This is a genomic window from Methylobacterium sp. WL8, from assembly GCF_008040045.1.
In the GTDB taxonomy this organism is placed as follows: domain Bacteria; phylum Pseudomonadota; class Alphaproteobacteria; order Rhizobiales; family Beijerinckiaceae; genus Methylobacterium; species Methylobacterium cerastii.
Window position 1 is genome coordinate 1 of record NZ_VRVF01000089.1, and the last position, 17,511, is coordinate 17,511.

Sequence of the window (17,511 nt, forward strand, 5' to 3'; positions counted from 1 at the left end):
CTCTCTGCCGACTATATCAAATAAATTTGCCTGACATCAAGATAATTTGCACGAAACAAAGTGTCCGTCTGGCCTGCCTCCAATTCGGTGACTCAGGTACAAAGTTAGTGCATCTTCGGTCGTTTGGCGATGGCGGGGCGTTCAAACTGTGAACCGTCCCGGGTTTCCCGGAGGCCATTTGGTTTGGGTCAGGCTGCCGAGGTTTGCGCCTCGGTCTGGGCTGAGTCACGCGCTTCGGCCTCGGCGGGAGGGATATTGGGCTTGTCGCAAACGCGAACAGGCCTTCGTTCACGGATCGTTAGCCATCCCTGACCAGCTTGCCGCCTCCGCCTTGGAGCCGGCCCATGATCCTGTCCGCTATCGCCGCCAAGCTGAAGCAGCGCTCCAAGGCCGACTTCAAAGGCCGGCACTACGAGGCGACGCTCATCATGCAGGCCGTCTCCTGGTACCTGCGCTATCCGCTCAGCTACCGCGATATCGAGGAGCTGTTCCTGGAGCGGGGGCTGGAGGTCGATCACAGCACCTTGAACCGTTGGGTTCTGGCCTACTCGCCCCTGATCGAGAAGCGGCTACGTCAGTTCCGTCAGCCGCACTGCGGCTCGGTTCGGATCGACGAGACCTACATCAAGGTGCGCGGCGAGTGGCGCTACCTCTACCGGGCCGTCGACAAACACGGCCATCCAGTCGACTTCCTGCTGACCGCAAACCGGGATCTCGATGCGGCCAAGCGCTTCTTCCGCAAGATGCTTTCGGCCGAGCCGTTGCTCGCTCCCGACCGCATCGGCACGATGGCGCTGGCCCGTACCCGCCAGCTATCGCCGAGAGCCGGAAGGCAGGCCTGCTGCCTCGCGCGCCGATCCACTACGTCACCAAGCACCTGCAGCAGGGCATCGAGAGCGACCACTTCCGGGTGAAGCGGTCGATGCCGCGGGTGGGCGGTTTCCGCTCGTTCAACACGGCCCGGCGCACGATCCAGGGCGTCGAGGCCATGCTCTGGCTGCGCAAGGGCTTCGGCTTCGCCGGCGCATGGACGGTGCGTGAGCAGAACCATATGCTCGCGCTCTGCTTCGGGCTTCCCCAGGCGAACAAAGGGTGAAAGCGGGACGGCAGGGGTCGTTCCGCGTCTCAGATCCGAGTTTGCGACACGCCCGACAGATCCTGGCCGCGTTGTTCACGTTTCTCGTTCCAGCCCACCGGATCGATCCCGCGTGCTCGATCGAACGTGGTCCTGCTCGCAGCGATGTTGATGGCAATGCTAGCATCGCTTACAAGACGATATGGCTCACGCGCTCGCACCGGCTGCAACGATCACGATCCGCAATCTCGATGGCCGCGTGAAGGAGCGGCTCCGCATCCGTGCGGCGATGAACGGTCGTTCCATGGAAGCGGAGGCGCGTTCGATCCTGGCAGTCGCTCTTGCGGTCGAGGTCGACGACGCGCCCGATCTCGCCGAGGCGATCCGACGCCGAGTGGCACCGTTTGGTGGCATCGACCTGGAAGAGCACCCGGCTGTCACGATCGGCGCCTCGCCGTCCTTCGATCGATGATCGTCCTCGACACGAAGGTCATCTCCGAGCTGATGCGCCCCGAGCCAAGTTCAGCCGTGGTCGCGTGGGTCGCGTCCCAGCCCCGCTCATCGCTCTACACCACCAGTCTCAACCGCGCCGAGATCCTCTACGGCGTCACGATGATGCCGCCCGGCCGCCGACGGGACGGGTTCGCTCTGGTCGCCGCCGCGATCTTTGCCGAGGAGTTTGCCGGACGCGTCCTGCCATTCGACGGCTTGGCCGCCGATCACTATGCGCGGATCGTACGGACACGCCGGGATGCCGGGATGCCGATCGAAGGCTTTGACGCCTTGATAGCGGCGACGACCGCGGCTGCGGGCTACAGCATCGCCACCCGCGATGTCGGCGGTTTCGAAGCTTGCGGTCTGACGATCATCAATCCCTGGCAAGCAGCGGGGTGATGACGAATTCGACCACGAAACCGAGCAGATAGAGCCTAGCTGATCGTTCCCGTCACGTCAGCTCGCGATGGCTAGCATTGGAGCGACACCCTCGCGCAGCACGTAGCCACGACCCCAGACCGTCTCGATGTAGTTCTTGCCGCCCGATGCGGTCGCGAGCTTCTTGCGCAGCTTGCAGATGAACACGTCGATGATCTTCAGCTCAGGCTCGTCCATGCCGCCGTAGAGGTGGTTGAGGAACATCTCCTTGGTCAGCGTCGTGCCCTTCCGCAGGGCAAGGAGTTCCAGGATCTGGTACTCCTTGCCAGTGAGCGGAACCCGCTTCCCGTCGATCGCGACAAGCTTCTGATCGAGGTTGACGACCATGTCGTCGATCGTCACGGCCGCCTCGGCATGCCCTTGCGAGCGGCGGACGATCGCCTGGATGCGGGCGACGAGCTCGTCCCGGTGGAACGGCTTGGTGAGGTAGTCGTCGGCGCCAAAGCCGAGGCCCTTCACCTTGTCTTCGATGCTGGCCATCCCTGAGAGGATCAGGATCGGGGTCTTCACCTTGGCCAAGCGAAGGCTGCGTAGCACCTCGTAGCCGGACATGTCGGGGAGCGTCAGGTCGAGCAGGATGATGTCGTACTCGTAGAGCTTGCCGAGATCGATCCCCTCCTCACCGAGATCGGTGACGAAGGGATTGAACCCGGCCGCCTTCAGCATCAGCTCGATGCTCTGCGCCACCGCCGCATCGTCCTCGATCAGCAGAACCCGCATCGTCCGTCCCCGTAAGTGTTAAGATCCACTAATGCGTGATCCTTAACAAATTCCTGTTTTGCAGTAGGGTCCGTATCAGCGCCTTATTAGCGCATATTCGACTTGTTGTCCTGCCAAAACTTAACTAAGACAGGTCATATCAGTCGATTATAGGACAGTATATTTCATGTTGGACGAAGCAGTGACAGATACAAGCAGCAACGTTTTGGCGATGGCAGCCGATATCGTCTCAGCCTATGTCTCGAACAATCACGTTCAAGTTGGCGAGCTGCCGAACTTGATTGCCAGCGTCCATGCTTCCCTGAGCCGCCTCGGCGGTGAGGAGCCGACGGCGGCGCCCGAACCTGAGAAGCTGACGCCCGCTCAGATCCGCAAGTCGATTACCCCGGATGCGATCATCAGCTTCGAGGACGGCAAGGGCTACAAGACGATGCGGCGTCATCTTACCCTCCGCGGCCTGATACCGGAGGCCTACCGCGCCAAGTGGGGCCTGCCTACCGACTACCCGATGGTGACTACGAGCTACTCGGCAAAGCGCTCCGAACTCGCCAAGAGCCTCGGTCTGGGTCAGCAGCGGCGCAAGTCGGCACCGGATGCGGCCAACGGTTCGTGAGGGGAGGGGGTTCTGGAGCACCTCGGCCACAGGGTTAATGAAGGGTTGCCGTTCATGCCTTGTTCCCGTTGTGGAAAACCCACGAAGCGGTCAGTTTGGCCCTTGTAGCGGGGCACAGCATGCACATTCGAGCCGGGGAGCGGCTGCGTCTCACGCTGTGGGGCGCGAGGAGCCGCGCTATGGTCAGTCTCAACACCTACGCGGTGACGCAGCCCGCGCTGGAGGGGCTTGATCCGACGGAGGACGGCTTCCACCACGACGTCACGTCGTGGTTGCATGACGGCTTCAACACCTTGACGGTCGTGTTGATCGGGCCGCCGGGCGAGGTCCCGTTCCGCATGGTGGTCCGGCATGGCGACCAGGCCGAGCACGTGCTTGATGAGGCCGACTTTCTGCCGCTGGCGACCCCCTGGCGACTCTGGACGCTCCGCATCGAACGGGCATCGGTGCTGAGCCAGCGTCTCTCCGGCGTTGGTCACGCCCAGCCGCGGCGGATGGCCAGCGATCAGATCATGCCAGGTGCTGTCGGCGGCGGCATGTCCCTACGCATCGACCAGACCAGGGCGCCGGCCTCGTTGGTGAGCATGGCGACACCGGACCAGCCCTCAAGGATCGCCTCGGCGAGAAACCTGCCTTGAGCGATCGCCTGATCTCCCGAGCTCGCCTCGATGTGGAGGTGCTGCGTCTCGATACGCCCGCCACCGTCGCAGGGACGGCGCAGGACCCGGAGTTCGAACCCAGAAGTGGGTACACCTGCAAGCTGTGGCATGTCGTCAATTCGTAAAACGATTTGTTTGGCAAGGACATAGCCAAACAGGCGTGGTCAGACCTCTTTTTGGATGTTGAGGGCCTTCTTTTTCGAGACATGCACCGAACCGGGATCGATCGTGTCTCTGCCGCGGCTCGGGTCGATCTCAATCTGTGACGATATGAGGATGTGAACGCGTGCCTATCCCCCGGCGTCAGCTCGGCGCATCGATCCGGACCGCGCTGCATATCGCTGACCGCGATGCGATCGCCGCTTTCGTCCTGGACGAGAGCACGGTGTTTGCGCCCCACAATCCGTTCGCGAGAACCAGTGTCGGTGCACAGCGTCAGGTTTGGACCGGGTACCAGCGCGAATTCTACTTCTCAAACATCGCCTCGCTTGGGCTGGCGTGTTTGATGAACACCTTATGCGCACGTCCCGATGACGAGACGATTGTTCAGGAGATCCTCCAGGCCGATGGCTGCCGTGCTTACGTGTATCACCCAGGCGACGGCTGCCAGATTGTCGGGGCCGTGCTGCATGCCAAGGGCATCGGAGCCCTGCCGGTGATCAAGCCACTTCCACGGGGTGGCCGGCGGGGCAGCAGGCAGAGATCGACGCTTCAGCTCGACTTGTTTGCGGTCGGGTAGAGCCCCCGAAACAGGTCACCCATCGCCCTACGGCGAAACAGGGTGCGCCAGCGTCGACGCCGATGCTCGGGGCGATCGTGATTGATGTGACAGCGTTGGCAGAAGGCTGCGAGGTTGCGGTCGAGATTGTTGGTGGTGTCGTGATCGCGGTGCGCGGCAGCCAGCACAACGCGGGTCGTACGGATGCGACCGAGATCTTCGATCGTCGGCAGGCTGCGCAGCGTACGGCCCTGTCCATCGCGCCAGGCACCGATGCTGGCATCCCACCAGCGCCCATCACCGAGATGGTACACGGTCAGCCCATGGGGCCGACCGCAGCTCTCGCAGGCGCCGCCCGCCCGCCCGAAGCGGATCGCCGCGGAGAGTTGCGGCCAGTCGATGGGATAGAAGAAGCGATGCTCGCGCCGGATCGGCATGATGCGAGTCTGTCACAGCTCGAACGGCAGCGCAGCCGTTGAATGAATACGACCATTAGCCAAAGGGAGTCGTTTGCATTACAACGTCATGCAAACGGAGGCTCCAATGGCCAATGCGCTCGTGCAAACCCGGATTGACCCAGCTCTGAAAGAGGAGGCCGCAACCGTACTGGCCGCGATGGGACTCACTGTGTCTGAAGCGGTTCGGCTGATGCTGACGCGCGTGGCACGTGAGGGGACTCTGCCATTCGAGCCCCTCATTCCCGACGAGGCGACGATTGCTGCGATGCGCGAAGCCCGCGCCGGCGGCCTGCGCCGCTTCGACAGCTTGACGAACCTAATGACCGACCTCGATGCGGACGATTGAGCGAACAGGTCAATTCAAGCGCGACTACAAACGCGAGATGAAGGGACAGCACCGCGCAACCCTCGTTCCAGATCTCACTGCTGTGCTGAGTGCTCTCGTTGCCGACCAAACGCTTCCACCGCGTCATCACGATCATGCCCTGGTTGGCAATTGGCGCGATCACCGAGATTGCCACGTCAAACCCGATCTTGTGTCGATCTATCGGTTGCCTGATGAGGTGGCGCTACAGCTGGTCCGCCTTGGCTCTCATACTGAACTTGGACTTTAGGATTTACTATCCTGTTTGACCGCTCATCAATACGATGCATCTTTATCGAGAATGTTTCGTATTTTTCAAGATGGGAGGATTTCGATGGTGATCCCGAGGCTTTTGGGGAGGTCGGACCAGGCTTTCTGAGTGGTGAGCGCAACAGCGTTTCGGTGTTGTGCGAGGGCAAGGCAGGCATGATCGCTGAGGGAGAGATCGAACGCCTTGAGAAGCGGTCTCATCATGCCTGTGGCCTGAGCTTGAGCGTCGTCGAAGGCATCGACTCGTAGGTGAAGTCCGCCGACAGCCTGGGCGATGCGATGTTGGGAGCCGCCGGCTTCAGCGAGGGTGGCGTAAACTTCGGACAAAGCGACGGCGCTGATCCAGGCGCGTGGCAGGACTGTGATCACGCGTTGCGTCCCGGCTTCACCCTTGAGCAGGCAGAGCAGGGCTGAGGCATCGAGGACGACCGCTTCAGTCATGCTCGGCCTCCGGGTGCGGATCGTTTGCACCATCCTGGCTCAAGGCATTTTCATCTGATGCCTCGTCGGGTCGGAATGTGCCGACGATCGATTGAGCTAGGCGTACGGCCGAGGTGAGCGATCGGACATGAAGTCCGTCCTCATCCAATTCGATGATGACGGTATCACCGACCTCGATCCCGAGTTTGCGCCGGAACGCAGCCGGAATGATCAGCTTACCCCCATCGATAATTTTAACCGCCTGCGATGCCATCACAACTCGTCAAAGGGTACCCGAATATCGGTTCGTACCCAAAGATTCATATCACATCAAGACGGCGCGGCTCAGGCCAGGGAACTAAGGTCCTGGATCTGCGCATATGGCTCTATCTTCGACTCTGATCGCGATCCAGTTTTGAGATGGAAAGCCAGTGATTGACCGAATTAACATCGCTACCGTATACCGTGTCACTTAATGACGGTTTGCCAGCGATGACAGAGCGTAGAATTTATGACGTCTTGTGGTACAACAGCTCGGCCGTTTGGGGGCCATCGCTCCAACTGTCACGCAATCGCTCGTTTGTGTGACGAAACCGAGGGGCGGGAGGCAGGCGTCGGAGCCTTAACGATCTGCGGCCGGCCCATGGGGCCTGAGACGAGGATCTGGACACGATGCTTTTGGGCTACGCACGTGTTTCGAAAGCAGATGGCAGCCAAACGGTCGACCTACAACGAGATGCCCTCGTACTAGCCGGGGTCGCAGCAGACCGACTGTACATGGATGAAGCTTCAGGCAAGAAGGACGATCGTCCGGGCCTTGAGGCTTGCTTGAAAGCCTTGCGCGAGGGCGACGTTCTTGCAATCTGGAAACTTGACCGCCTCGGCCGCGATCTGCGTCATCTGGTCAATACAGTCTACGATTTGACAAAGCGCGGCGTCGGTCTTCGTGTTTTGACGGGTCAGGGCGCCAACATAGACACGACGACCGCGAACGGGCGGCTCGTATTCGGCATATTTGCCGCATTGGCCGAGTTCGAGCGTGAACTCATCATCGAACGCACGAAAGCAGGACTTGCATCTGCACGTGCGCGAGGCCGAAAGGGCGGACGAAAGCATAAAATGACGACTGCAAAAATCCGATATATCCAGTCATCCATGGGCCGGCCTGAGACGAATGTCGGTGATCTTTGCCAAGAACTTGGGATTTCCCGTCAAACCCTCTACCGCTACGTCGATCCAACCGGCCAAATCCGACCGGACGGCGAGAAGCTGCTGGCCCGAAAGAGCATCTGAGTTCGAGGCTCACCTCCGTCGGATGGGCAAACGCCCTTTGTATCGATGCTTTGGCCGCTTCTCAGATGCCCGGCATTCTCTGATGACCAAGCATCGCGGATGATTGGTGCTCGCTTCTCCAGCCCTCCGCCAGCTCGCGTGCACCGAGCAGATTTTCGAGGACCTGGGGAAGGCCGCGATCCCATGCGGGTGCGAGCGCATCCAGCAAACTGGCCCAGGTTTCATCGTCGAGCTCGGGATGACCGACCACACGGGCGAGGCCGTCGTGCTGGTCGTACTCCAGACCGGTAATCCGGCCATCGGACACGGCCTGGATCCCCAGCGTCAGCGCCCGCATCGTCGCGTCGAGTTCCTCCTGCGCGTGTGCGTGCAGTCGCATCCTGGCACGCTTCAGCGCCGCCGCTTGCTGCTCGGCTGCTCCCCGGGCTCGGTCTGCCGCGATGATCGCGTCCTGGGCGAGTGCTTCGAGTTCACCGAGGTCGGCTTCGCGCGCTTCGATGTGTCCCTGGCCTACCGCGAGCGCCTGTTCGCAAACCTTGCGATAAACGTCCGGCGGGAGATGCGTTCGCGCCGTCGACGTCTCGGGGATCCCACGTTGCAGGCGGACATCGATGTTCGCGCGGGCGTGGGCGGCCCATGACGATTGCAGCGCTGCATAACTAAACTTTTCGTTGTGTTCGATCCGGACCGCATCGAGCGCACCATGGACGGAGACAATCCGCTTCTTGCTGGACTTGTTCATCGCGGCGATGCGGGTCGGGACCAAAAAAATGTCGACCACGCCGCCGCCTTCTTCATCGAGGTCCATGCGCCAGGCGATCGTCGCGCCAAGGCCAAAAATCCCTTCGGCCCAGGCCACGGCCTGTTCGACCAGCTTCTTGTTCAGTGGATTGCGAGGGTCGTGCAGGCCGCCGGCTTCGCAGATGACCTGGGGGCTGATCCCGACCAGAGCGTGGAGGGCGATGGCGGCCTTGCCGTAGGTGACCGCACCCGTCTTGGCCACGGCTGCGCGAAAGGCGCCCACGATATCGAGCGGATTGTCCGGGCTGTAGCGTGAGCCCGCTAAATTGAACGGCGTAAGATCCTTGCAGGCTCGGCGCCGACCCGTCGGATCGAGCCGACGACCGTGGGAGGCAAGCCGCGAGAGCTCGGGGAGATCTCGAACTTTCTCGGCGCGGACGAAGGCGAAGGGGGCCATGACAGTGGGACTCCAGGATCCATCCCTCGAGCCTGGCAGAGCCCTTCGAAAATCGCACGGTGTTCCGTCCGAGCCGTCGCGATGTCGCTTTCATCCCTCCCGATCGAGGGTCGGACAGCACGATCTCGACCGCGATCCCGGATGACCTCCGTCGGTTTTGCATCCGATCCCGACGGGCTGAAACATGCCCACGAAATTTTTTCGATCCGGCCGTTTGAGCTGCATGACTCACTACGGACCTGAAACGGCCGCCTCGGCGGGGTGCGGCCCGGATCATTTGAGCCCTTCCCTTTTTCGTCGCTCGCATCCCGAAATGGAGCATCGAGACGAAACATCGGGTGGGCGATATGATCGACGTGAACATCGTGATGAAGCTCGTAGCCCGCTCGCAGGCGGAAACCGCGATCGCCGAGGCGATCACCTCCCGCGGCGTCGGGGCGCGGGCGTCGCGTGTCCTGGTCGGAACTCTCGCGTCCGTCTGGACCCGTCTCGCCGTGCGCCTCGACCGGGCGCGCCTCGTGACCCGTCACGGGGTCGCCAAACGCATCGCCAGCACACAGAAGGTCGTGGCGACCACGATCGCGACGGGGCCCGCCGACCCCGCGGCGCTCCGGGATTGGATCGTCGCGGTGACGGTCGGCCTGCAGATCCGTTACGGCAACCGCCTCGAGGCTGCGGTGCTGCATCGGGACGGCCCGTTGCCGGTCATCGTGGCCGTGATCGTGCCGGCCGATCCGGCGCTCCGCGCCCGACGCGAGCTCGATCCCGGCTTCCGCGAGCCGGTCAAACGGACGGCGAAGGCGGTGCCGTCGGACACGGTCGATGTTCGCGAGGCGACCGTGCCGCGCACGCCGGGGAACGCCGAGGCGATCGTGATCGTGCTGCCGCGCGGACCCGCTCCGCTCCCGGCAGACTACGACGCGCCCATCGAGATCGACGAACTGGCCCGGAGCGCCATGATCGCGTTCCCGTCGACGTCCCTCCAGCTCGTTCGCCCGGACTCGGAGAGCGTCCCCGCTCAGCCCGGCATCGAACCGGCGAGCCCGGCACAGGATCCGTCGTCGACCTGGACGGTACCGCAGGACGACCGCTGGTCGAGCCTTTGCAACCCGCCGCCCTGCCGGCAGGGCGGGTCAGCCGGCGTTAGCCCTTCTCCCGCGACCGTCTCCATCGCGCGTGTGCCTGTCCCCCATGGGCACTGGGATCAGGGTCAAACCTCCGACGATGTCGATGGGACTCTGGCCTCGAGCACGGACGACGACGCCGACGATCCTGGCTTTGGGTGGGCCTGTCGCAAACGCGAACGCGCCTTCGTTCACGGATCGTTATCCATCCCTGACCAGCTTGCCGCCTCCGCCTTGGAGCCGGCCTATGATCCTGTCCGCCATCGCCGCGAAGCTGAAGCAGCGCGCCAAAGCCGACTTCAAAGGCCGGCACTACGAGGCGGCGCTCATCGTGCAGGCCGTCTCCTGGTACCTGCGCTATCCGCTCAGCTACCGCGATATCGAGGAGCTGTTCCTGGAGCGGGGGCTGGAGGTCGATCACAGCACCTTGAACCGTTGGGTTCTGGCCTACGCGCCCTTGATCGAGAAGCGGCTGCGAGCATTTCGCAAACCGCACTGTGGCTCGGTCCGGATCGACGAAACTTACATCAAGGTGCGGGGTGAGTGGCGCTACCTCTACCGGGCCATCGACAAGCACGGCAATCCGGTCGACTTCCTGCTGACCGCCAACCGCGACCTCAAGGCGGCCAAGCGGTTCTTCCGGAAGATGCTTTCGGCCGAGCCGTTACTCGCCCCAGACCGCATCGGCACGGATGGCGCCGGCACCTACCCGCTGGCCATCGCCGAGAGCCGGAAGGCAGGCCTGCTGCCCCGCGCGCCGGTCCACTACGTCACCAAGCACCTGCAGCAGGGCATCGAGAGCGACCACTTCCGGGTGAAGCGGTCGATGCCGCGGATGGGTGGCTTCCGCTCGTTCAACACGGCACGGCGCACGATCCAAGGCTTCGAGGCCATGCTCTGGCTGCGCAAGGGCTTCGGCTTTGCCGGCGCATGGACCGTACGCGAGCAGAACCGGCTCCTCGCCGTCTGCATCGGATTTCCTCAGGGGAACAAAGCATGAAAGCGGGACGGCAGAGGTCGTTCCGCACCTCAGATCCGAGTTTGCGACACGCCCCGGTCACTTGCATGTGAAGAGCCAACCGGCAGTGCCGGCGTCAAGGCACGCTGCGCTCAACGGCCTTGACCCCGCCCTTACCGACCGGCGATGGGCTACCAGCGAGGCAAAGCCCCGGATTGCCGGAACACCGGCCGCTCTCAATGGCTGCATGCTGGCATAGCAGTATGACGGCGTGCTGCTGTGTCAGTGCGGCATTCTGCCAGTTTATCAGTATGCTGCTGTAGCAGCGTGCTAGCATACCGCTATGGTAGTTCGCTGCTGTGACAGTTAAACAGTTTGCCGCTATAATGACACACTGCCTTAAAAGTTTGCTGATACGCCATCACAGCAGTATGGCAGTACGCTGCTGTTTCAGATATGGTCGCCTCCATGCACGTCGTCAGCTTCGTCACCCAGAAGGGCGGGACCGGGAAAAGCCACCTGGCCTCCAGTTTCGCAGTCGCCGCCGAGGCCTCCGGGGAGCGCGTCTGCATCCTTGATCTCGACCCGCAGAGCACCGTGGCCGAGTGGTACGAGGCCCGGACTGCGGAAACCCCTGCCGTGCTGAACCACAACGAGGCCGCCAATCTCGACAAGGTGTTGAGTGCCTTGGGGGAGGCGGGCTTCAGCCTGGTGGTTATCGACACCCCCGGCACCGACAGCCACGCAACCCGCGGGGCAATGAAGGCCGCCGACCTCAATCTGGTGGTGGTCCGCCCCAGTGAAGCCGATCTGAAAGCCACCAAGCCCACGATCGCCGCGCTGCTCGACATGGGCCAGCCGTTCGCGCTGGTGATCAATCAGGCCTCACCCAACAAGCAGGCCCGGCTGACCAGCGCTGTCAACACGCGGCTCAGCACCAGCGGCATGGTCGTTCCGGTTTCCATCGCCTACCGCATGGATCACCAGTACGCCTACGCGATGGGGCAGGGAGTCCACGAGTACGATCCGGACGGCAAAGCCGCCCAGGAGATCGGGGAGCTATGGGCCTGGAGCCGCAAACAGCTGGCGCCAGCCAAGACGATTGCTGAAATCAAACCGAGAAAGGCACGCGCCAATGGCTAAGAACAACCCCGCCCTGGCGATCCTGCAGGGCAAGCCGAGCGCGACCCAGCCGGCTGCAGCCGCCACCCCGGCCAATCCGAAGGTAGTGCCGATGGTTGTCGAGGCTGCCCCGACCAAGCCTGCCAAGGCGTCCGCCGGCACTGCTGACAATCAGACGCGAGTCATGATCTACCTGCCGGCCAAGGTGGCCCGGAAGTTCAAGGAAATGGCGTTCTTCGAGGACCGCAAGGCCAACGACCTGTATCTGGAGGCCGTTGACGCGTACCTCACCAAACAGGGCCACGGCGGCATCAAGGGTGTCACCGGGCGCTAGTATGCTGGCGTAGCAGTATAGCAGTATGTCAGTGTAGCAGTATGGCGGTTCAACACCTCGACCTGATGTCCCGCGAGAGCTTCGCCGCGCTCAGCAAGGCCGACAAGGATCAGTACCTGCAGGAGCTGACCGCCCGGTACTGCCGGGCCAGCGAGCTGTCCGAAGTCACCCTCGACAAGCAAGCCCTGAGTCGTCTGCGCCGGTTCTACGCGCGCCGCAGCATGGCCGAGCTGCACCTCGATACGTATCCAGACAACGACATCGGGCAGGCGCTTCGCCGGCTCGCCGAGGCGATGAAGTCCGGCGAACGTGAAGGCGACGTGCTGGCTGTCCTTAAGGGCGAAACCGCGCCGTCGCCGGTCATGCGGCCGGCACTTGACGAGGATGCGCAGTTCTCGTTCTTCGTCCCGAGCATCCATGATGCGCCGCTCAAGGACGATCTCAACCTGATGGACGTGGCACCGTTCTCAATCAGCAAGGGACGCCGGGACGGCACCATCCATTACGAGCTGAAGGACGGCTACATCACGGTCTCCGGGAGTGCCGACGCCGGCCTCGCAACCGTGTTCGATTTCGACATTTTCCTGCACATGGTGTCGTACCTGGCCGACGAAATGCGTCGCTACCGGATCGCCGAGGAGAAGGGCCTGCGGCCGACCCTGCCACCGCGGGATTACCGGCCCCACGCCGCTCACATCCTGAAGTTCTGCCGACGCACCAGCGGCGGGCGTCAGTACAAGGAGCTGGAAGGCGCGCTCGACCGGCTGGCCGGGACGCGCATCAAGATCGTCAACCTCACCGGGGGCAAGCGCCGTGAGGCCGCCAATATCCCGCTGATCCAGCGCTACAAGATCGTCAGCACGACCACGACTGGCCACGTGGACATGGTCGAGATCGAAATCCCCGAGTGGGTCTACAGCGGCATCGTCAACGAGCGCGGCACACCGCAGATCCTGACGCTGCATCCCGATTACTTCCTGATCAGTCAGGGCATTGGCCGAGCGATTTATCGTCTGTCGCGCAAGGCAGCCGGCAAGACCGAAGCCCGCTACTCGGTTGCCGAGATCAGACGCCGCAGTGGATCGTTGCAGGCCCTGCCGCAGTTCACCCAGATGTTGAAGAAGTTCGTCGCCAGCACCAAAGACGAGCCTCTACCCGAGTACGACCTGGTGCTGGAAAAGGGGAAACGGGGCGAGGTGCTACTGATGCGTTTTCGGGCAGACACCCGAGCTAAGCCTTCGGCTCCCGATCAGCTGCCCCTGTGAGGGGGATGTTTTTGGCAAGGTTTTTGGCAAAACCGTCTATCGGCTATGCCCCTTGGAGGGGCTGGAAGGGGCGGCCAGCTTGTGGAAAACTTTTGGCAGAACCGTCTATCGACTATCCAAAACCGTCTATCGACTATGGCAAACCGTCTATCGACTATCCAATCCCGTCTATCGCCTATTTCGAACCCGTCTATCGCCTACATTTTAGGTTGCTAAGGCGCTGACGGGAATAGACTATTTTTGGCAGAGGGCAGGGCCCGTAATTCCTAAAACTTATAAAACTGTGAAAATTAGACTAAAACGCCCCCGACTGTGGATAACTCGGTGCTTGTGGCGATAGTTGAAATACGGCAGCTGACAATTCCGAATCAGCAGCCGAGCTCAACCTCCGCCCCTTTTTGCTTCGCAAAAACCCGGTCCCCCACCCTAAAAATAATGAAGCCGCCTACGGCGGCTAAATCTGAATTGTCGGCCGCCGCAATGGCGGCCGGTAGTAGGGCTATCGAGTGAGTCAGTGATGCGGCTGCCTAGGAGGCCGCTACAGGCGTTGTGGGGCCGAAACGCCCAATCCCTCACGAGTAGGAGCGCTTTAAGCGCCCACAAGGCCGCTGACGCGGCCAGGGTCAGCCAGCCTGTGGCGGCCTAAACGAGATCGATCGCCAGGGCGGCCCGGCCCGGCGATCGACGATGTCTGCGGGCGGTGGAAGCGAGATGGCCTGACGGTTGAACCGGCACTCTGTGATCCTGGCACAAAATATGGCATTCGACGCCGTGTCTTTTATGAGGACCAGGGTGTGCGGAACTCCATCTTGGCCGGGGCACGCCCCCGAGACCGGATACGTTAGCGCAGACCGGTCAGATCACCTCGCACATGCCGCTTGCAGATGGGGCGGGCCATACGTTTTTGTACGTGAGGTCGCGTGCGTCGAGGAAGCTCCACAGGGTGCCTAGCCCGACCGTGAGATCGTGCTCGTCCCGCAAGCGGGCGCGCGTCTCTTCCAGGGTGATGTCGTCCTTTGCGTCGATCAGCGCGCGCAGGAACGCCTCGTGCGGATCGAGCTTCGAGCGGCGCGCCCGTCCTTGCGGATGAGCGGCCACCGTCCCGGTCGTCGTCAGCGCGGCCATCCAGCGGATCGAGGTCGCGATCCCGAAGCGCGCCGCCGCCTGCCGACGCGACGTCGTTGCGGCCGCTGCCACCACACGCTCGCGCAGGTCTTGGCTGTAGGGTCGGCCCATGCATCGCTCCCTCATCAAGAGCGATCAGTGAATCAGCCCGACGCCGCTGCGTGAACCCCAATCAGTCGAATCAGCCCAAACCGAAAACGCACTAGCAGTGAAGCCCGGTGAGGGGCGGGCCATCCATAAAGGGGGGCGGCGACCGGCCCGAACCCGACCGACCGGGGCAAGCCGGGCACGAAGCGCCACCTCGTCGTCGATGCCCGCGGCACGCCCCTCATGGTGAGCCTGTCGAACCATCGGTGTTGTCCTGACCGGGGCCAACACTCACGACAGCATCCAACTCGTCGCGACGCTCGACGCGATCCCGCCGGTGCGCTCGGGCCGCCCTGGACGCCCACGCCGCAGGCCCGGCAAGCTGCACGCCGACAAAGCCTACGACCACCGCCGTTGCCGCCGGGAATGCCGGGCCCGCGGGATTGTGCCCCGCATTGCGCGCCGGGGGATCGAGAGCAGTCAGCGCCTGGGCCGCCACCGCTGGGTCGTCGAGCGTATGCTGGCGTGGCTCACCCGCTTCCGCCGCCTGGCCATCCGCTACGAACGCCGCGCCGACATTCATCTCGCCTTCACGATCCTCGCCTGCGCCCTCGTCACACTCAACCAATGCAGACGGTTCTGTTAGACGCTCTTATCAAACGGACTCTGAGCGCATTACTGCGCGAGGCCGTTCGTCAGGAGGCAGGACCGGACACCGTTGATCGCGGAGGCGATAGCCGCGTTCGAAGCTGAACCGTCGATCGGGAGTGCGGCGGTAAGTGAACATTTGCCGACGGGCGCGGCCCCGTTAAACCCTACCGGCTTAGGAAAGCTGACGCCCGCCGCGTCCTGTCCAAGCACTAACCTGTTGTCATTTGAGTAAATGAACACGTTGTCATCGGATGTACCGGCGCCATTCTTTACGCGGATGATCGAAGCCGCATCGTTCATCATCTGGATTGCGGCATAGGTGGTAGTGCCGGTGTATAGGCCCGTCGTCACCGTACCGAAGTTGGCGAAGGATTGCAGGAGGGCCGCCCGGTTGACGTAGGCCGCGCTATCGACCGAGTTTTCTGCAACCATGAACCCGGTTCGGAACGGCACCGCGTTGTAGGGGTTTGTGACGAACCCAACGTCGGGCCTATCACCAACCCGCGCGGTGGCCACGAACGAAGCGATGTAACGCGCAGGCGAGAATGAGATGGGAGGAGGAGCATCGACGCCGTCCTGCCGGACGACCTCGCCCTCGAAGCTGATCAGAAAATCCGGTAACGTCCCAGGAAGGGACTGCGCTAATCCGACGGCCCCGTAGGCGCTGCTGCGCGTGCCCCTCGCCACGATGCCGTGGAGGCGCCCACCTTCCACAAAGGTGCTTGCGCCACCAACCATATCGATCGCTTCGCCGAAATACCCCTGCACCCGAGCATTGGCGCTTTTGCTCCACTTGTAATTCGCCCGGTAGCTCGCGGGCGCGTTGTCGGTGCCGCTGCCAGCGCCGCTCGTATGTTTCACGCCGACATCAAGGGCGGCTAAGTCGGCCACCGGAGCGGCGGACGTGCCGCGGCGGATGGCCTGCCGCGTCGTGCGAAGATCTGGATTGGCCGAGTAATAGAAGCCGAAGCTGTCCGAGAGCTTGCCCGAGCCGACGAAGCTAGCGCCGGCTGCGATGTTCCAAGAGACCGAGCGCCCATTCGGGCTCACGTCGCTCGCCAGCCGCCATACGCCAGGGGGAACGTCGATGGCGACCGCGCTTCCGGTCGGGACGCTGTTGATGGCCGCCTGAAACGCGGCGGTGCTGTCGATCACTCCAGCCGGATCGCTCCCGGTCTTGTCGGCCATGTTCAGACGGTCCGCCGCTCGCGCGGCTCGGATACGGGCGACGCCACCCGGAACCACCGTCGAGGTCGATGAGACATCGCCGGTCGAGCCGGAGCCCTGAATCTGAAGTGCGTCCAGCGTGGCTGTGTATTTCCCACCCCCGAACCGACCGATGCGTACATAATCGGATAGGCGGATATCACCGTTGCTTTTGATGCAGAGACCTTGCAGCACGCAGTCCAGCGCGCTCGCACCCGTGACCGGAAATAGCAGCGCGAAGGCGAGGGCGCAGGAGGAAAGCTTCATTGCGCGATGATCCACACGTTGGCGGCCCTGCGGCGAAGGCAGATACGCCTGATAGGCGTCGGAGAGTTGGAAGGCAGCTTTACCAGCGATGGTATCGCCGATGCCGGCCGCGATTGTGATTTCGCGCCTCGAAGGCGCAGAGCTAGCGTCCGGACCCATAACGGTGGCGCGGACGGCGTAGGTGTGATTCACGGCTCTCACGGGAGGGGCCGATGGATCAGTTCTGGCTGACGGACGAGCAGTTTGCGCGGATCGCACCGCACCTGCCGACAGACACGCGGGGCAAGGAGCGTGTCGACGACCGACGCGTGATCAGCGGGATCATCCACGTGTTGAAGTCCGGCGGTCGCTGGACGGACGCACCGCGCGAGGTCTACGGGCCGAAGAAGACGCTCTACAACCGCTTCGTGCGCTGGGCGGCCAAGGGGGTCTGGGTCGGGCTGTTCGAGACCCTGGCCCAGGCCGGCGGGCCGTCCTCCCAGGTGCTGATCGACTCTACTGCCGTGAAGGCTCACCGCTGCGCCGCCGGGGGTAAAGGGGGGGGCAATGCCAGGCCATCGGCCGCTCGCGGGGTGTGATCCTCCCCCGGTTCCACGGACAGGGGGGTTAGCTCGCGTTCCGTTCGGCTTGCTCGGGTGTGATGTATCCCAG

18 protein-coding genes and 4 pseudogenes are annotated in these 17,511 nt (G+C 62.8%); 15 read left to right on the plus strand and 7 right to left on the minus strand.

What is annotated here, in order from left to right; translation table 11 throughout:
• The first annotated feature begins 344 nt into the window (after nucleotides 1-344).
• The 3 genes and pseudogenes from FV234_RS22400 to FV234_RS22410 all read left to right on the plus strand — a co-directional run bounded on the left by FV234_RS22400 (nucleotide 345) and on the right by FV234_RS22410 (nucleotide 1,969).
• Nucleotides 345-1,096: pseudogene (locus FV234_RS22400) on the plus strand (IS6 family transposase).
• A gap of 181 nt (nucleotides 1,097-1,277) precedes the next feature.
• On the plus strand, nucleotides 1,278-1,547 hold the full coding sequence (locus FV234_RS22405; protein WP_147831721.1) for a plasmid stabilization protein: 270 nt from the start codon (nucleotides 1,278-1,280) through the stop codon (nucleotides 1,545-1,547).
• A complete protein-coding gene (locus FV234_RS22410) occupies nucleotides 1,544-1,969 on the plus strand; it encodes a type II toxin-antitoxin system VapC family toxin (protein WP_147831723.1) in 426 nt (141 codons plus the stop codon). The genes FV234_RS22405 and FV234_RS22410 overlap by 4 nt, the downstream gene beginning before the upstream one ends.
• Before the next feature lie 57 nt (nucleotides 1,970-2,026).
• On the opposite strand, the gene FV234_RS22415 is transcribed toward FV234_RS22410, so the two are convergent.
• Nucleotides 2,027-2,728, minus strand: a complete 702-nt coding sequence (locus FV234_RS22415; RefSeq protein WP_147831725.1) for a response regulator transcription factor CtrA — start codon at nucleotides 2,726-2,728, stop codon at nucleotides 2,027-2,029.
• A gap of 166 nt (nucleotides 2,729-2,894) precedes the next feature.
• On the opposite strand from FV234_RS22415, the gene FV234_RS22420 reads away from it, so the two are divergent.
• The 3 genes from FV234_RS22420 to FV234_RS22430 all read left to right on the plus strand — a co-directional run bounded on the left by FV234_RS22420 (nucleotide 2,895) and on the right by FV234_RS22430 (nucleotide 4,739).
• On the plus strand, nucleotides 2,895-3,341 hold the full coding sequence (locus tag FV234_RS22420) for a MucR family transcriptional regulator (RefSeq protein ID WP_147831727.1): 447 nt from the start codon (nucleotides 2,895-2,897) through the stop codon (nucleotides 3,339-3,341).
• A 179-nt stretch (nucleotides 3,342-3,520) separates the two neighbouring features.
• On the plus strand, nucleotides 3,521-3,979 hold the full coding sequence (locus FV234_RS22425) for a hypothetical protein (RefSeq protein ID WP_147831729.1): 459 nt from the start codon (nucleotides 3,521-3,523) through the stop codon (nucleotides 3,977-3,979).
• Nucleotides 3,980-4,286: 307 nt separating this feature from the next.
• Complete coding sequence (locus FV234_RS22430) at nucleotides 4,287-4,739, plus strand: hypothetical protein (protein WP_147831731.1); 453 nt, start codon at nucleotides 4,287-4,289, stop codon at nucleotides 4,737-4,739.
• Here the strand turns inward: FV234_RS22430 and FV234_RS22435 are convergent.
• A complete protein-coding gene (locus FV234_RS22435; RefSeq protein WP_147831733.1) occupies nucleotides 4,712-5,155 on the minus strand; it encodes a hypothetical protein in 444 nt (147 codons plus the stop codon). The two genes, FV234_RS22430 and FV234_RS22435, sit on opposite strands and share 28 nt — an antisense overlap.
• 106 nt (nucleotides 5,156-5,261) lie before the next feature.
• Between FV234_RS22435 and FV234_RS22440 the strand changes: the two genes are divergently transcribed.
• Complete coding sequence (locus FV234_RS22440) at nucleotides 5,262-5,522, plus strand: type II toxin-antitoxin system RelB/DinJ family antitoxin (RefSeq protein ID WP_147831735.1); 261 nt, start codon at nucleotides 5,262-5,264, stop codon at nucleotides 5,520-5,522.
• Nucleotides 5,509-5,790 (plus strand): type II toxin-antitoxin system YafQ family toxin, encoded by a 282-nt coding sequence (locus FV234_RS22445; RefSeq protein WP_147831737.1) that lies wholly within the window; start codon nucleotides 5,509-5,511, stop codon nucleotides 5,788-5,790. Before FV234_RS22440 ends, FV234_RS22445 begins: the two co-directional genes overlap by 14 nt.
• A 65-nt stretch (nucleotides 5,791-5,855) precedes the next feature.
• On the opposite strand, the gene FV234_RS22450 is transcribed toward FV234_RS22445, so the two are convergent.
• On the minus strand, nucleotides 5,856-6,251 hold the full coding sequence (locus tag FV234_RS22450) for a type II toxin-antitoxin system VapC family toxin (protein ID WP_187273768.1): 396 nt from the start codon (nucleotides 6,249-6,251) through the stop codon (nucleotides 5,856-5,858).
• A complete protein-coding gene (locus FV234_RS22455) occupies nucleotides 6,244-6,504 on the minus strand; it encodes an AbrB/MazE/SpoVT family DNA-binding domain-containing protein (RefSeq protein WP_147831741.1) in 261 nt (86 codons plus the stop codon). Before FV234_RS22455 ends, FV234_RS22450 begins: the two co-directional genes overlap by 8 nt.
• A gap of 398 nt (nucleotides 6,505-6,902) precedes the next feature.
• Here FV234_RS22455 and FV234_RS22460 point away from each other — a divergent pair, with 398 nt between their 5' ends.
• A complete protein-coding gene (locus tag FV234_RS22460; RefSeq protein WP_147831743.1) occupies nucleotides 6,903-7,523 on the plus strand; it encodes a recombinase family protein in 621 nt (206 codons plus the stop codon).
• 61 nt (nucleotides 7,524-7,584) lie between these two features.
• On the opposite strand, the gene FV234_RS22465 is transcribed toward FV234_RS22460, so the two are convergent.
• Nucleotides 7,585-8,721, minus strand: a complete 1,137-nt coding sequence (locus FV234_RS22465) for a hypothetical protein (RefSeq protein ID WP_147831745.1) — start codon at nucleotides 8,719-8,721, stop codon at nucleotides 7,585-7,587.
• A gap of 1,371 nt (nucleotides 8,722-10,092) precedes the next feature.
• Between FV234_RS22465 and FV234_RS22470 the strand changes: the two genes are divergently transcribed.
• The 4 genes from FV234_RS22470 (at nucleotide 10,093) to FV234_RS22485 (ending at nucleotide 13,524) form a co-directional block, all read left to right on the plus strand.
• On the plus strand, nucleotides 10,093-10,845 hold the full coding sequence (locus FV234_RS22470; protein WP_147831747.1) for an IS6 family transposase: 753 nt from the start codon (nucleotides 10,093-10,095) through the stop codon (nucleotides 10,843-10,845).
• Between the two features lie 426 nt (nucleotides 10,846-11,271).
• Complete coding sequence (locus tag FV234_RS22475) at nucleotides 11,272-11,946, plus strand: ParA family protein (RefSeq protein ID WP_147831749.1); 675 nt, start codon at nucleotides 11,272-11,274, stop codon at nucleotides 11,944-11,946.
• On the plus strand, nucleotides 11,939-12,259 hold the full coding sequence (locus FV234_RS22480) for a hypothetical protein (protein WP_147831751.1): 321 nt from the start codon (nucleotides 11,939-11,941) through the stop codon (nucleotides 12,257-12,259). Before FV234_RS22475 ends, FV234_RS22480 begins: the two co-directional genes overlap by 8 nt.
• A 65-nt stretch (nucleotides 12,260-12,324) precedes the next feature.
• Nucleotides 12,325-13,524: a replication initiator protein A gene (locus tag FV234_RS22485; RefSeq protein ID WP_147831755.1), complete on the plus strand. Its 1,200-nt coding sequence runs from the start codon at nucleotides 12,325-12,327 to the stop codon at nucleotides 13,522-13,524.
• A 903-nt stretch (nucleotides 13,525-14,427) separates the two neighbouring features.
• Here FV234_RS22485 and FV234_RS22490 read toward each other — a convergent pair.
• Nucleotides 14,428-14,760: pseudogene (locus tag FV234_RS22490) on the minus strand (IS630 family transposase); the annotation flags it as partial.
• A gap of 129 nt (nucleotides 14,761-14,889) precedes the next feature.
• Between FV234_RS22490 and FV234_RS22495 the strand changes: the two are divergent.
• Nucleotides 14,890-15,382 (plus strand): annotated as a pseudogene (locus FV234_RS22495) (IS5 family transposase); the annotation flags it as partial.
• Nucleotides 15,383-15,411: 29 nt separating this feature from the next.
• Here the strand turns inward: FV234_RS22495 and FV234_RS22500 are convergent.
• Nucleotides 15,412-17,052 (minus strand): hypothetical protein, encoded by a 1,641-nt coding sequence (locus tag FV234_RS22500; protein WP_147831753.1) that lies wholly within the window; start codon nucleotides 17,050-17,052, stop codon nucleotides 15,412-15,414.
• A gap of 20 nt (nucleotides 17,053-17,072) precedes the next feature.
• Between FV234_RS22500 and FV234_RS22505 the strand changes: the two are divergent.
• Nucleotides 17,073-17,434, plus strand: a pseudogene (locus FV234_RS22505) (IS5 family transposase); the annotation flags it as partial.
• Between the last annotated feature and the right edge of the window lie 77 nt (nucleotides 17,435-17,511).

What these genes read in the sequence shown, in the direction of transcription:
- FV234_RS22405 (WP_147831721.1), top strand. Translation starts at nt 1,278, where the DNA reads ATGGCTCACGCGCTCGCACCGGCTGCAACGATCACGATCCGCAATCTC.
- FV234_RS22480 (WP_147831751.1), top strand. Translation starts at nt 11,939, where the DNA reads ATGGCTAAGAACAACCCCGCCCTGGCGATCCTGCAGGGCAAGCCGAGC.
- FV234_RS22450 (WP_187273768.1), bottom strand. Translation starts at nt 6,251, where the DNA reads ATGACTGAAGCGGTCGTCCTCGATGCCTCAGCCCTGCTCTGCCTGCTC.
- FV234_RS22465 (WP_147831745.1), bottom strand. Translation starts at nt 8,721, where the DNA reads ATGGCCCCCTTCGCCTTCGTCCGCGCCGAGAAAGTTCGAGATCTCCCC.
- FV234_RS22435 (WP_147831733.1), bottom strand. Translation starts at nt 5,155, where the DNA reads ATGCCGATCCGGCGCGAGCATCGCTTCTTCTATCCCATCGACTGGCCG.
- FV234_RS22415 (WP_147831725.1), bottom strand. Translation starts at nt 2,728, where the DNA reads ATGCGGGTTCTGCTGATCGAGGACGATGCGGCGGTGGCGCAGAGCATC.
- FV234_RS22420 (WP_147831727.1), top strand. Translation starts at nt 2,895, where the DNA reads ATGTTGGACGAAGCAGTGACAGATACAAGCAGCAACGTTTTGGCGATG.
- FV234_RS22470 (WP_147831747.1), top strand. Translation starts at nt 10,093, where the DNA reads ATGATCCTGTCCGCCATCGCCGCGAAGCTGAAGCAGCGCGCCAAAGCC.
- FV234_RS22455 (WP_147831741.1), bottom strand. Translation starts at nt 6,504, where the DNA reads ATGGCATCGCAGGCGGTTAAAATTATCGATGGGGGTAAGCTGATCATT.
- FV234_RS22475 (WP_147831749.1), top strand. Translation starts at nt 11,272, where the DNA reads ATGCACGTCGTCAGCTTCGTCACCCAGAAGGGCGGGACCGGGAAAAGC.
- FV234_RS22425 (WP_147831729.1), top strand. Translation starts at nt 3,521, where the DNA reads ATGGTCAGTCTCAACACCTACGCGGTGACGCAGCCCGCGCTGGAGGGG.
- FV234_RS22460 (WP_147831743.1), top strand. Translation starts at nt 6,903, where the DNA reads ATGCTTTTGGGCTACGCACGTGTTTCGAAAGCAGATGGCAGCCAAACG.
- FV234_RS22445 (WP_147831737.1), top strand. Translation starts at nt 5,509, where the DNA reads ATGCGGACGATTGAGCGAACAGGTCAATTCAAGCGCGACTACAAACGC.
- FV234_RS22485 (WP_147831755.1), top strand. Translation starts at nt 12,325, where the DNA reads ATGTCCCGCGAGAGCTTCGCCGCGCTCAGCAAGGCCGACAAGGATCAG.
- FV234_RS22440 (WP_147831735.1), top strand. Translation starts at nt 5,262, where the DNA reads ATGGCCAATGCGCTCGTGCAAACCCGGATTGACCCAGCTCTGAAAGAG.
- FV234_RS22410 (WP_147831723.1), top strand. Translation starts at nt 1,544, where the DNA reads ATGATCGTCCTCGACACGAAGGTCATCTCCGAGCTGATGCGCCCCGAG.